Annotated in this window: 10 protein-coding genes; 2 read left to right on the top strand and 8 right to left on the bottom strand. The window is 64.7% G+C overall.

Translation table 11 applies throughout. From position 1 onward, the window contains the following. Position 1: 1 nt before the first annotated feature. A complete protein-coding gene (locus tag Q4G22_RS04435; protein WP_303384691.1) occupies positions 2-484 on the top strand; it encodes a HugZ family protein in 483 nt (160 codons plus the stop codon). 32 nt (positions 485-516) lie between these two features. On the opposite strand, the gene Q4G22_RS04430 is transcribed toward Q4G22_RS04435, so the two are convergent. Next, positions 517-2,811, bottom strand: coding sequence for a glycosyl hydrolase family 28-related protein (locus tag Q4G22_RS04430; protein ID WP_303384690.1), 2,295 nt, complete (start codon positions 2,809-2,811; stop codon positions 517-519). A gap of 138 nt (positions 2,812-2,949) precedes the next feature. Further along, positions 2,950-4,533, bottom strand: a complete 1,584-nt coding sequence (locus Q4G22_RS04425; protein ID WP_303384689.1) for a lysine--tRNA ligase — start codon at positions 4,531-4,533, stop codon at positions 2,950-2,952. Between the two features lie 85 nt (positions 4,534-4,618). Between Q4G22_RS04425 and Q4G22_RS04420 the strand changes: the two genes are divergently transcribed. Continuing rightward, complete coding sequence (locus Q4G22_RS04420; RefSeq protein ID WP_303384688.1) at positions 4,619-5,041, top strand: tellurite resistance TerB family protein; 423 nt, start codon at positions 4,619-4,621, stop codon at positions 5,039-5,041. Here the strand turns inward: Q4G22_RS04420 and Q4G22_RS04415 are convergent. The 6 genes from Q4G22_RS04415 to Q4G22_RS04390 all read right to left on the bottom strand — a co-directional run bounded on the left by Q4G22_RS04415 (position 5,036) and on the right by Q4G22_RS04390 (position 12,921). Next, complete coding sequence (locus tag Q4G22_RS04415) at positions 5,036-6,505, bottom strand: D-alanyl-D-alanine carboxypeptidase (protein WP_303384687.1); 1,470 nt, start codon at positions 6,503-6,505, stop codon at positions 5,036-5,038. The genes Q4G22_RS04420 and Q4G22_RS04415 overlap by 6 nt on opposite strands. Continuing rightward, complete coding sequence (locus Q4G22_RS04410; protein WP_303384686.1) at positions 6,427-7,032, bottom strand: nicotinate-nucleotide adenylyltransferase; 606 nt, start codon at positions 7,030-7,032, stop codon at positions 6,427-6,429. The genes Q4G22_RS04415 and Q4G22_RS04410 overlap by 79 nt, the downstream gene beginning before the upstream one ends. 38 nt (positions 7,033-7,070) lie before the next feature. Beyond that, positions 7,071-8,813, bottom strand: coding sequence for a SulP family inorganic anion transporter (locus Q4G22_RS04405; protein ID WP_303384685.1), 1,743 nt, complete (start codon positions 8,811-8,813; stop codon positions 7,071-7,073). 3 nt (positions 8,814-8,816) lie between these two features. Beyond that, on the bottom strand, positions 8,817-9,701 hold the full coding sequence (locus Q4G22_RS04400; protein ID WP_303384684.1) for an MBL fold metallo-hydrolase: 885 nt from the start codon (positions 9,699-9,701) through the stop codon (positions 8,817-8,819). A gap of 85 nt (positions 9,702-9,786) precedes the next feature. After that, entirely contained in the window at positions 9,787-10,848 is a 1,062-nt protein-coding gene (locus tag Q4G22_RS04395) for a CaiB/BaiF CoA-transferase family protein (RefSeq protein WP_303384683.1), read from the bottom strand. Between the two features lie 261 nt (positions 10,849-11,109). Beyond that, positions 11,110-12,921 (bottom strand): ABC-F family ATP-binding cassette domain-containing protein, encoded by a 1,812-nt coding sequence (locus Q4G22_RS04390; RefSeq protein ID WP_303384682.1) that lies wholly within the window; start codon positions 12,919-12,921, stop codon positions 11,110-11,112. Between the last annotated feature and the right edge of the window lie 39 nt (positions 12,922-12,960).

The raw sequence follows: 12,960 nt of genomic DNA, 5'->3' as shown, positions 1-12,960 counted from the left end.
CATGAACCCGATCCGACCCACCGACAACAGCGCCCGCGACCTTGCCCGCCGCCTGCTGGCCGATATGCGCCATGCCACCCTTGCCGTGCTGGACCCGGACACGGGCCACCCGCATCTGTCGCGCATCGCCTGCCAGATCGGGCCGGATGGCGCGCCTCTGGCCCTGCTGTCGGGGCTGGCCGCCCACAGCCGCGCGCTGATCGCCGATCCACGCGCCGCCCTGCTGGTGGACGCTCCGCCCGGCAAGGGCGATCCGCTGACCCACCCGCGCCTGTCGGTTCAGGTGATCGCGCGCCGCATAGACACCCCGAACCCGGACCTGCGCGACCGCTGGCTGGCTGCACATCCGCGCGCGGCGGTGTTCATTGACCTGCCCGATTTCCGCTTTTGGCACCTGACGCCACAATCGGCGCTGCTGAACGCGGGCTTTGGCGCGGCATTCCGGCTGATACCCGCAGACATGGCAACGCCGCCGCAAGGATAACCCTGCGGCGGCGCCCGCTTAATGACAACAGATCAGTGCGGCGAATCCATCCGCGCCAGAACCGCAACCCGCCCCTTGACCGCCGAACGCCAGTTCAGCTGAATACGGCGGTTGTTGTTACCCGCGCGGCTGCGCACCCATGGCATTTCCGCCACCTGCACATTGCTGGCATTGGTGATCGCGGTTTCCGCCGTCACCGACTCGACCGTCTTGGTCCAGCCCTGGAACGGCAGGCCGGTCGCGGCGGGCAAGGTCCATGTCGCCGATGCGGTGCTTTGGGTATACCGGATCAGCAGCGGGTTGGCGACATAGGTGTTGATGCCGTTGAACATGTTGCCGGTGAAATGCACGTTGCGCGCCTGATTGTGATCCAGATCGGCAAAGGTGGTGTCCACCCGGTCCACCCGTTCCACATTGCCGTCCAGCGCCTTGAACACGTTGCTGGAAACCGTCAGCCCGTGGATAAAGTGGTTCTTGCCATAGGGCTTGATCGTCAGCCAGGTGAACCACGACGCGGTATTGCTGCACAGGAAGGTGTTGCCGGTGATGGTCAGCCCGCCAAAGCTGAACTGGTTGCCGGTGAAATCAGGCGTGGCCGAATGCTCGTTCGTCCATTCGATGGATGAGTTATCGACATAGTTCCCGGTGATCGTCGTCTGCACGTTCTCCAGCGTCAGCACCAGCCCGGCATAGCGCAGCCCGTTCGCGGCACCATCCCCCTGAAACCAGTGGTTGCCGGTGATGATATGGCCACCGCCATTCGCCACCATAAAGTGCCCAAAGCGCACAAAACGGTTATCACGGATCTTAACGTCATTGGCGTTAACGTTGATCGCGACTGAATTGCGGTTCTGCGCCAGCTTGTCCATCTCGTTCGACAGGAACTGGCAGCGGTCCACCAGCAGATCCTGACAACCGCGCCCGATCGAGGTGATGCCCCGGTCGCGCGGGCGGGTCATATAGCAGTCGCGGATGGCGAACATCGACCCGGTAGGGGCCAGCATGATGCCGCTGGACAGACCGTTGCACTGGAATTCGATGTCGGTGAAATTCACCCGGTCAAAGCCCTGCATCCCCGAAAAATCCAGCAGATAGCGATAACGTTCAAAGCGATAGCTGCGCGTGCCCGCCCCGCCATACAACGGCTGCGACAGCGTGATCGTGCGGCGTGCCACATCCTTGGCCCGGACATAGACTTCGCGGCCCACGCCGTTCCCGATGACCCGGCTGCCCACTTCGACCGCTGCGACGTTAACCACGTTCGACAGCGTGTAAGGCGCGCTGACGTTATAGGTCGCCTGACTGTTGGCCACGCCCGTGGCCCACTTGCCCCCTTCGGCGGCCATGATCTGGCCGTTACAGATCACCCGGCGGTTCGACCAGGTGGTGATCGCGGGCATAATTTCGTGCATCAGCATCGGTTCGGTCAGATCCACGCGGCGGCCGCACAGGTCCAGCGACACATGGTCGGTATAGCCGAACAGCGCCTGCAACGCCTTTTTGAACCCCAGCGTTTCGCTGCCAAAGGCATCGGCATAGGTCGGGAAATCAAAGTTCTGCATGAACACGATGCGCGCCCGCACCGGCGCCTTCAGCCGCCCCTTGAACCGGATGGGCGAGCCGATCGACAGGTCGCTGTTAATCAGATACGTCCCCTCGGGCACCAGGATCGAGCCGCCATTCGTCGCCCGGTCCGCCGCCACAAAGGCCGCGCGGTCGTTCGTCACCCCGTCGCCCCGCGCGCCGTAATCGCGCACGTCAACCCAGTCGATCATGCTGGGCACAAAGGCCGCCGTCACATCCTCGACCCGGATGGATTCGATGCGGATCGCGCCGCCGTTCGCGCCAGTCAGGTCGATGCCGAAATGGCCGAACACCGCGGCGGTGCCCCAACTCATATCCACGCCAGGGCGGGTGCCCACGCCGACAATCGCGCTGACCTCGACCACACGGCCATAGCCGGTCAGGGCGCGCGTCGGGCCGACCTGCGTGACATTGCTGATATTCGCGCGCGATCCGTTCCCCGCCCAAGCGCCGATACGCACACTGGGCAGCGGCCCCGCCACCGCCTTGACCCGCGCCGAAACGCGCAGATAAACCCCCGGAATCATAGGGGTTTCCCCGACAAATCGCACCCGTGTCACCGATTCGGTCTTGATGATTTCCATGCAGGTGCCGAAATCCTGATCGGCGGGCACAATCGCCGCATTCGTCGCCGCCGACCACAGCGGCGTTCCGGGGCGGCCGGTCGTGCGGGACCAGACATTCAGCCCCGCGCTGAAATCCGGCGGCATCAGGGTCAGGCCGTTGGTGATGGCAATGTTCATCCGTCTCTCTCCACGCAGCAAAGGGACCGCGGCCCCCGCAATGCGTGAAGAAATAGTTGCCAAAAGGTTAACAACCGCTGAATGCAGCGCGCGCCCTGCAACACAAGGCGGCGCAACAGCCAGTTTTCGCCTGTCAGATCAGCCCTTTACCAGATCACCCGCCAAAGCCTTGGCAATCAACGCCTGCGTTTCATCCACGCCATACAGCGCGATGAAGCCGCCAAAGCGCGGCCCCTGATCCGCCCCCAGCAGCACCTGATACAGCGCCCCGAACCAGTCGCGCAGCGGCTCGAACCCGTGGTCCTTGCCGACCGCGAACACCATCGACTGCAATTCTTCGGGGTCCGCCGGTGCGTCCCATGCCGCCAGCCGGTCGGCCAGATCGCTGATCGCCGCGCGCTCCTGATCGATGGGCAGGCGGAACTGCCGCGTCGGCGCGACGAAATCGTTGAAATAGCGCAACGCAAAGCCCGCAGCCTGATCCAGATCGGGATGCGTTTCCGGGCTGGCATCGGGGGCGTAACGACGAATAAAGCCCCACAGCCCGTCCTTGTCCTTGGCCCCCGCGACCGAGGCCAGATTCAGCAGCATCTGGAACGGCACCACCAGATTGCTGGCCGGCACATTGCCGCCGTGAATATGCCAGACCGGGTTCGCCAGTTGCTGTTCTGGCGTCTGATCCGGGTAGGCGCGCAGTTGCTGATGGTATTCATCCACCGCCTTGGGGATGACATCGAAATACATCCGCTTGGCCGTTTTCGGCTTTTGATACATGAAATAGGACAGGCTTTCGGTGGCCGCATAGGTCAGCCATTCGTCAATAGAAAGGCCGTTCCCCTTGGATTTACTGATCTTTTGCCCATGCTGGTCAAGGAACAGTTCATAGGTGAAATGCTCGGGCGCACGCCCGCCCAGAATACGGCAAATGCCGTCATAAATCGGCGTATTGGTGCTGTGATCCTTGCCATACATCTCGAAATCGACGTCCAGCGCGGCCCAACGCGCGCCGAAATCCGGCTTCCATTGCAGTTTCACATTGCCGCCCGTGACCGGCAGCACCCATTCGCGGCCCGTCTCGTCATCGAAGGTGATCTCGCCGCGCGCGGCATCGACATGCTTGATCGGCACATACAACACCCGCCCGGTTTCAGGGTGGATCGGCAGGAAACAACTGTAAGTCTGCTGGCGTTCTTCGCGCAAGCTGGCCAGCATCACCGCCATGATCTCGTCATATTTGGCGCAGGCCTTCAGCAGCGTTTCATCAAACTGACCCGAGCGGTAAAACTCGGTCGCGCTGATGAATTCATATTCGAAACCAAAGGTATCCAGAAACCGCCGCAGCATGGCATTATTGTGATCACCAAAGCTGGGATATTCGCCAAACGGGTCCGGCACAGTGGTCAATGGTTCCTGCAAATGCTGGCGCAGCATCTCTTGCTGCGGCACGTTATCTGGCACCTTGCGCATCCCGTCCAGATCGTCGGAAAAACAGAACAGCCGCGTCGGAATGTCGGAAATCATCTCGAACGCGCGGCGGATCATCGTCGTGCGCGCCACCTCGCCAAAGGTGCCGATATGCGGCAGACCCGAAGGGCCGTAACCCGTCTCGAACAGCACATAGCCCTTGTCCGGGTCTTTCTTTTCGTAACGTTTCAGCACCCGCCGCGCCTCCTCGAACGGCCAGGCCTTCGAATTCATTGCAGCGTCGCGCAGGGTGGTCATCACGTTTCTCCTTGGGTGTTGTCGCGCGGCTTATTGAAACGGCACGCAATGGTCAATAATTTCACACCAAAGGCAGGAGCGATTGATGACCCTCGAACACCCCGGTTTTTCTGAATGCGACGCGCTGGTGGCGGTGATGGTCGCCGTTTCCTTTTCGGATGAAACGATGCGCACCTCTGAAATGGTGGCGATTCAGCGCATGGTCGATCATGCGCCGGTCTTTGCCAATTATGACGCCGACCGCATCCGCGCCATCAGCCAGACCGTGCTGACCCTGTTCGAAGAAGAGGACGGCCTTGACGCCCTGTTCGGCCTGATCCACGACGCCCTGCCGCAACGGCTGTATGAAACCGCCTATGCGCTGGCCTGTGACGTGGCCGCCGCCGATGGCCGCCTGGGCGAGACCGAGGCCGAAATGCTGCTGGAAATCCGGCACGAGCTGGACATCCCCCGCCTGCACGCCGCTGCGATTGAACTGTCGGCGCAGGTCCGTCACCGCGTGCTATAGTCGCGCCATCCAGCCTGCGATCAGGTCGTGTTGCAGCCGTTTCGCGGCACGCGTCCATGTGGCCACCCCCGGCACCTGTTCGCGTCCGGCGGCACCCGCGCGGCGGGCCGGATCGGCACAGGCGATGGAAAACACCACCCGCCCCCGCTGCGGCACATCGGCATAACCAGCCAGATTTGATATAAAATTCAGCGTCCCGGTTTTGGCCCTGATCGGGGCGGGCAGATCCCCCTCGCGCCCCAGATCGTCGGCAAAGGGCCGGTCGCGCAGCAGATCAGCCAAGCCCAACCGCAGGCCCGGCCCGGTCAAAGCCCGCGCCATCGTCAGCGGCGAAATCCGGCTGGCGTCCGACAGGCCGGAATGATCCGCAAAGCGCAGATCGCCCACGACCCCCTGCCCGCGCAGCCATTCGGCCATCGCCGCCCCGCTGGTTTCCAGCGACCCCGCCCCGCTGGCCGCCAGTCCGATCGCCTCGGCGGTGATATTGGTGGAAAAGCGCAGCATATCCCGCACGATCCCGACCAAGGGCGCACTGTCGAGGCCCGCCACCTCGTTCCCGGCAGGCAGGTCGTCAATCACCTCGGGCGCGGGCAGCACCAGCCCGCGCGCCCGGCACAGCGTCTGAAACACGTCGCCCGCATACAGTTCCGGCAGGCGCACCGGCAGCCAGCGGCTGCCCTGCCCGCCAAGCGCCGCGCGCGATACCCGCCACCGTTCCGGCGGCCCTTCGCCCAGATAGCTGAACACCGGCTGCTGATCCGCCGCCTCGGCGCGGATGGTATAGGCACGGGGTGACTGCCGCGCGGCACGGGCCTGCACCTGCATGTCATACCTGGCCCCGTTGCGCCGCCAGCCCAGATGCACACGGTTGAAATTCAGGATCATCCCCGACAGCGCCGGGTTATAGGGCAGATGCGCCGCCTGCCCGATGGCGATCTGCCCGGATCGCGGCAAAGCCCCGCCCCAGACGGCAAAGCGCGCAGGGCTGCGCCCCCCCGCCGCCACCAGATCAGCGGCCAGCGCATCCAGCCCGTCCGTATCCAGATGCGGATCACCGCCGCCCGCCAGCACCAGCATATCCCCCGCGCGGATCACCCGCGTGCGGAATCGGTGCTGCGCCCCCAGCCGGTCCAGCGCATAGATCGCCGTCAGCGATTTCAGCGTGCTGGCCGGTGGCAAAGCCCCCTGCTGACCGCTGCTGTCCAGAATTTCGCCACTGGCTGAATCCAGCACGGCATATTCCACCACACCGGCCAGACCGGCGCGGCCAATGATCGCCGCACTGCCCGGCACCGGGCGCGGCAAAGGACGCATCGCCAGCCCCTCGGCCCGCGCGGCCAAAGGCAGCAGCGCCGCACCCAGCAGAAAACCACGCCGCCCCAGTCTCATCGCGCCATCGCCTGTTGCCGCGCCCGAATAGCGGTCGAGGACAGGTTCGACATCGGCACATTCACCAACACCCACGCCGGAGCCTTGGCCGACCCCAGCCGCCGCGCCTGCGATTCGGGCAGCCGCCAGCGCGCCATGATCTGCGCCGCAGGCGACAGACGCGCCCGCAGCCGCGATCCGGGCCGCGCGATCACCCCAATCGGCACCCGCGCCGCAATCTCGCGCCAGCGATCCCAGCGATTGAACTGCACCAGATTATCGGCCCCCATCAGCCACACAAAGCGCACCCCCGGATAGCGCGCCTGCAAGGCCGCAATCGTATCCGCCGTCATCCGCGTGCCCAAAGCCGCCTCGATCCCCGTCACCGTCACACGCGGATCGCGCATGATCGCCCGCGCCACAGCCATCCGCTGCGCCAAGGGCGCCGGCCCCCGCTCTTTCAGCGGATTGCCGGGGCTGACCAGCCACCACACCCGATCCAGCCCAAACCGGCGCAAGGCTTCTTCGGTGATGCGCACATGACCTTCGTGCGCAGGATCGAACGACCCGCCCAGCAAACCGATCCGCTGCCCGCGCAGCGCAAAAGGAAAATCCCTGTCCATGCAGCAGGGTCTAAAACAGCTGCGACGCCAAGGAAAGCTCAGGCTTTTTGTTTGCCAAAATCCGCAGCTTCGGGCACCAGCGCGCGCATGGCGTCGAATTGACACAGGAACACACGGCCCGACAGATCATCCAGAAAATGCGAGCGGCGCAGCTTGTCCATGACCGGGCCTTTCACCTCGGACAGATGCAGCGTGACGCCCATTTCGGACAGCCGCGCATTCAGCGCCTCAAGGCTTTTCAACGCCGACAGGTCGATGGCATTCACCGCCGAACACATCAGCACCACATGCCGGATCTGCTGATGACCCGTCACCCGGTCCAGCAGGTCATCCTCAAGAAAGCGGGCATTGGCGAAATACAGGCTTTCGTCGATGCGGATGGTCAGCAGATGCGGGGCGGTCAGCACATCGTGGCGCAGCATGTTCCGAAAATGCTGGGTGCCGGGCACCAGCCCCACCTCGGCGACATGCGGGCGCGATGTCTTGAACAGATGCAGCGCCACCGACAGTGCCACCCCGGCGATGACCCCCGTTTCCACCCCCAGCATCAGCGTCACCGCAATCGTCCCGGCAACGGCGGCAAAATCGGCGCGGCTATAGGCCCAGGCCCGGCGCAAAAGGCTGAAATCCACCAGCGCCAGCACCGCGACGATGATGGTCGCCGCCAGCGTCGCCACCGGCAGATCAGCGATCAGCGGCGTCAGCAACAGCGCCGCAACCGCCAGTCCTGCGGCGGCAAAGGCCCCCGCCGCCGGTGTTTCCGCCCCCGCATCATCATTCACCACCGAGCGCGCAAAACCGCCCGTCACCGGATAGCCGCCGGTAAAGCCCGCGCCGATATTGGCCATGCCAAGGCCGATCAGTTCCTGATTCGGGTCGATCCTCTCGCGCCGCCGCGCCGCCAGCGTCTGCGCGACGGATATGGACTCGACAAACCCCACGACCGAGATCAGCGCCGCAGGCACCAACAGCGCCCCCATCAAGGCGGGCGACAGGTCAGGCATGGTGAATGGCGGCAACCCCTGCGGCACCACGCCAACGACGGCAACCCCGCGCGCGCCCAGATCGAACAGCATCACCACCAGCGTGCTCAGCGCGACCGCCACCACCGGCACCGCGCGCGCCAGCACCGTGGCCGGAACGTCAGACAAACCGGCGCGGCGCAGCGCAGGCCGTGCACCCTTGCGCGCCCACCACAGAAACAGCAGCACCGGCAGGCCGATGGCCACCGTCCATGGGTTCACCTGCCCCAGATTGGCGAACAGCGGCGGCAGAATCTCGGGCAGGGTCTGGCCTCCGCCCGCGATGCCCAGCAGATGCCGCACCTGCCCCACCGCGATCAGAATGCCCGACGCGGTGATGAACCCCGCGATCACCGGATGCGACAGGAAATTCGCCAGAAAACCCAGTCGGAACAGCCCCATGGCCAGCAGCAGCAACCCCGACAGCAAGGCCAGAGTCAGCGCCGCGGTAGCATAGCCCATGGTCCCCGCCTGCGCCACCTGCCCCACTGCCGCCGCCGTCATCAGTGACACCACCGCCACCGGCCCCACGGCCAGCGCGCGGCTGGTGCCGAACATCGCATACAGCACAATCGGCAGGATCGAGGCATAGATCCCCGCCTGTGGCGGCAGCCCGGCCAGCATCGCATAGGCCAGCGATTGCGGGATCAGCATGATCGCGACGATCAGCGCCGCCAGCAGATCGCCCGCCAGCTTGCGCCGGTCATAGCGCCGCCCCCAATCCAGCACCGGCACATAGCGCGACAGCCCCCGTGCCACCGCCTACAGCCCGTTCACCGGCACCTTGAGCACAGGGCGCCCGTCGGCATCGGTCGGTATCTCGCCCGCGCGCATGTTGACTTGCAGCGAGGGCAGGATCAGGCGCGGCATGTCCAGCGTCGCATCGCGCGCCTGGCGCAGCTGCACGAACCCGGCCCGGTCGCGCCCGCCGCCAACATGGATGTTATGGGCCTTTTGCGCAGCTACGGTGGTTTCCCATGCAATATCGCGCCCCTCGGGGCCGTAATCGTGACATATGAACAGCCGCATATCATCGGGCAGCGACAGCACCTTTTGGATGCTGTCATACAGCACCCCGGCATCGCCACCGGGAAAATCGGCCCGCGCGCTGCCGCCGTCAGGCATGAACAGCGTATCGCCCACAAAAGCCGCATCGCCCACCACATGAGTCATGCAGGCAGGCGTATGGCCGGGGGTATGGATGGCAAAGCAGGTCATGCTGCCGATCTGATAAGTGTCACCATCGGCGAACAGCCGGTCAAACTGGCTGCCATCGCGCTGAAACCCTGTCCCTTCGTTGAAGATTTTCCCAAAAGTGTCCTGCACGATCAGGATGTTTTCGCCGATACCGATCTGGCCGCCCAGACGATCCTGAATATAGGGCGCGGCGGACAGGTGGTCGGCGTGGACATGGGTTTCGATGATCCATTCCAGCCGCAGCCCGCGATCCAGAATTGCCGCGATCAACTGGTCGGCATGATCATGGCTGATCCGCCCGGCGGCATAGTCGATGTCCATGACGGAATCGATGATCGCACAGGCATCCGAACCGGGATCTTTGACGATATAGCTGATGGTATGGGTCGCTTCGTCGAAAAAGCCGCTCACCTCGGGGTGGAGGGTCATATTCACGGGATAGCGGCTCATCCTGACCTCTTGTTCCTGAATACCCCGATTTCGCGGAATATTCTCCCCCTTGCTGCACCTTATACCATATTCGCGATTCAACATGTCAACCCTGCCAGCGGGCCAGAGCCTGAGCCGCCGCAATCGCCCGCCCCTGCCGCAGCGTGGCAGGGCTGGCCGACAGCCGCGGCGCAGGCGCGGGTTCGGCCCCGGCATAGCTGCCGCGCGCCGCCATATGCGGATGATGCGGCGCTTCGTCCATCGACAGGACAGGGGCAGCGCAGGCATCGGTGCCCTCCAGCAGCGCAGCCCAGTCGTCGCGCGAACGGGTAACGATGATCGCGGCCAGACGCGCGCGGATCGCAGGCCAGTTGCCGGGATCGGCACGGTCGGGCAGATCGGCCGGGTCAATCCCCAGATGGTGCAGTAATTCGGCCCAGAACTGCGGCTCGATCGCGCCGATGGCCAGATGCCGACCGTCGGCACATTCATAGACGGTATAATAGGGCGCGGCCCCGTCCAGCAAGTTCGCGCCGCGTCGGTCATGCCACGCGCCCGCCGCACGCATCCCGGAAATCATCGCCATCAGATGCGCGACGCCATCGCTGATCGCCGCATCCACCACCTGCCCCTGTCCGGTCCGCTGCGCGCGCCAGATCGCTGCCAGCATCCCGGCGACCAGATACATCGAGCCGCCCGCGAAATCGCCCAGCAGGTTCAGCGGCGGCACCGGATGATCTGCCGGGCCAATGGCATGCAACGCGCCGGTAATGGCGAGATAGGTCAGGTCATGCCCGGCGGAATGCGCCAAAGGCCCATGCTGTCCCCAGCCCGTCATCCGCCCGTAAACCAGCCGGGGGTTTTCGGGAAAATCGCCCGGCCCCAAGCCCAGCCGTTCCATCACACCGGGGCGCATCCCCTCGATCATGGCATCGGCGCGGGTGATCAGGCGGCGGGCTGTGGCCACGCCTGCCGGGGACTTGAGGTCCAGCTCCAGCCAGTCGCGACCCCGGTCCAGCACATCCCGTTCCAGCCCCAACACATGCCGGGCGCCGGGGCGGGTGATGCGGATCACATCGGCCCCGTGATCGGCCAGCCACATCGCCGCGAATGGCGTAGGGCCAAGGCCCGCGATTTCCACCACGCGCAAACCGTCCAGAACCGTCATGTGCTCCCCTTGCGGCAGCGGACAGGATTACCCCGCAAAACCATTGCCAGTTTGCGGACAGCAACAGGGCGGGTGCAAGCCTTTCGTCAGTGCAGCCAGCGCCGCAGCCCCGGCACCAGCGCAATCTTGCGCGGGCGGACGCGCGGCAAAATGACGGGAACCAGCAACAGGCCAGCGGTGGCAAGAATAGAAATCAACAGCATATCAGCCCTCCGTTTTGGTCAGCCTGACATGAAAATGTTACGATAAGCTTAAAAGAAATCAATCTGCCCGTTCGGCCAGTTCCAGCCATTCCTCTTCGGCAGCGGCCAGCGCGGCCTGCCGTTCTGCCAAAGCCTCGGATGCTTTGGCGAATTTCGCCGGGGCAGTGGTGAACAGTTCGGGATCGGACAAAAATTCTGACAATTTTCCGATTTCCGCCTCAAGCCGCTCCATGATCGCGGGCAGCGCCTCAAGCCGGTGCTTTTCGGTGAAGCTCAGCCCTTCGCGCGCAGGCTTGGGGCGGGCCGGAGCCGCCGCAGAGGCCGCCGCCGGGGCGGGCACGGCAGCGGGCGCAACCGCATCGGCGGGGCGCTGCGCGCGGTAATCGCTCCACCCACCGGGATAGATGACGGCGCGACCATCACCCTCCATCGCGATGGTGGTATCGGCCACGCGGTCGATAAAATCACGGTCATGGCTGACCAGCAGCACAGTGCCTTCGTATTCGCCCAGAATATCCTGCAACAAATCAAGGGTTTCCACGTCCAGATCGTTGGTCGGCTCGTCCAGCACCAACAGGTTGGACGGGCGCGCCATGATCCGCGCCAGCAGCAGCCGCGCCTTTTCGCCGCCTGACAGGCTGCCCACAGGGGCGCGGGCCTGCGCCTCGTCGAACAGAAAATCTTTCAGATAACCAACGACATGGCGCGGATTGCCGCGCACCATCACCTGATCCGCCCGCCCCGACACCCGCATCGAAGGATCGCCGGTCAGCGCATCCCACAGGCTGACATCGGGATTGATGGCGGCGCGGGCCTGATCGAATACGGCGATCTCCAGATTGGTGCCATGCGTCACCGTGCCGGTATCGGGCGGGATTTCGCCCGTCAACATTTTGATAAGCGTGGTCTTTCCGGCACCATTCGGGCCGACGAAGGCCACACGGTCGCCGCGCAGCACGCGCAGGTCAAAGGGGCGCAGGATCACCCGGTCGCCAAAAGCCTTGCTGATGCCGCGCGCCTCGATCACGCGCTTGCCCGATTGCGGCCCGGCGTCCAGCGCCATCGCTGCCGTGCCCTGCCGCCGGATCTGGCTGGCACGCTCGGCCCGCAGCGCGGCCAGCGCCCGCACGCGGCCCTGATTGCGCTTGCGCCGGGCACTGATGCCCTCGACCGCCCAACGGGCTTCGGCCTTGATCTTGCGGTCCAGCTTGTGCCGGGCCTCATCCTCGGCAGCCCAGGTTTCTTCGCGCCAGTCCTCGAAACCGTCAAAGCCCCTGTCCTGACGCCGCACCTCGCCCCGGTCGATCCACAACGTCGCGCGGGTCAGCGCCCGCAGAAAAGCGCGGTCGTGGCTGATCAGCACAAAGGCGGCACGCGTTTCCGACAGATACGATTCCAGCCAGCCGATGGCCTGAATGTCCAGATGGTTGGTCGGCTCGTCCAGCAACATCAGGTCGGGCGCCTCGGCCAGCAGACGCGCCAGCGCGGCGCGGCGGCGTTCCCCGCCGGACGCGGTGGCCACTGGGCGGGCGGGATCGAATCCTAGACCTTCGGCTGCCATTTCAACGCGATAGCCTTCGTCCTCGGGCAGACCGGCGCGGGCGAAATCACCCAAGCTGGCAAAACCGGACAGATCGGGGTCTTGTTCCATATAGCCGACACGGGTGCCCGCAGGCGTCACAACCGCGCCGCTGTCAGGTTCCACCAACCCGGCCATCACCTTCATCAGCGTCGATTTGCCCGACCCGTTGCGCCCGACCAAAGCCACCCGGTCGCCCTGCTGAACGGTCAGCGACAGGTCGTCGAAAACAGGATTGCCGCCGAAGGTCAGCGAAATGCCGGTGAGTTGTAACAAGGGAGCGCGCGCCATGGCGGGGCGTTAGCGCGGCGGCACGGCTGCGTCAATGCG

This window comes from Paracoccus sp. (in: a-proteobacteria) (assembly GCF_030538655.1).
GTDB lineage: Bacteria > Pseudomonadota > Alphaproteobacteria > Rhodobacterales > Rhodobacteraceae > Paracoccus.
Note: the sequence above shows the minus strand (reverse complement) of the source record. Positions and strands in the feature narration are given on the sequence as shown.

What these genes read in the sequence shown, in the direction of transcription:
- Q4G22_RS04400 (WP_303384684.1), bottom strand. Translation starts at nt 9,701, where the DNA reads ATGAGCCGCTATCCCGTGAATATGACCCTCCACCCCGAGGTGAGCGGC.
- Q4G22_RS04395 (WP_303384683.1), bottom strand. Translation starts at nt 10,848, where the DNA reads ATGACGGTTCTGGACGGTTTGCGCGTGGTGGAAATCGCGGGCCTTGGC.
- Q4G22_RS04425 (WP_303384689.1), bottom strand. Translation starts at nt 4,533, where the DNA reads ATGACCACCCTGCGCGACGCTGCAATGAATTCGAAGGCCTGGCCGTTC.
- Q4G22_RS04390 (WP_303384682.1), bottom strand. Translation starts at nt 12,921, where the DNA reads ATGGCGCGCGCTCCCTTGTTACAACTCACCGGCATTTCGCTGACCTTC.
- Q4G22_RS04410 (WP_303384686.1), bottom strand. Translation starts at nt 7,032, where the DNA reads ATGGACAGGGATTTTCCTTTTGCGCTGCGCGGGCAGCGGATCGGTTTG.
- Q4G22_RS04435 (WP_303384691.1), top strand. Translation starts at nt 2, where the DNA reads ATGAACCCGATCCGACCCACCGACAACAGCGCCCGCGACCTTGCCCGC.
- Q4G22_RS04420 (WP_303384688.1), top strand. Translation starts at nt 4,619, where the DNA reads ATGACCCTCGAACACCCCGGTTTTTCTGAATGCGACGCGCTGGTGGCG.
- Q4G22_RS04430 (WP_303384690.1), bottom strand. Translation starts at nt 2,811, where the DNA reads ATGAACATTGCCATCACCAACGGCCTGACCCTGATGCCGCCGGATTTC.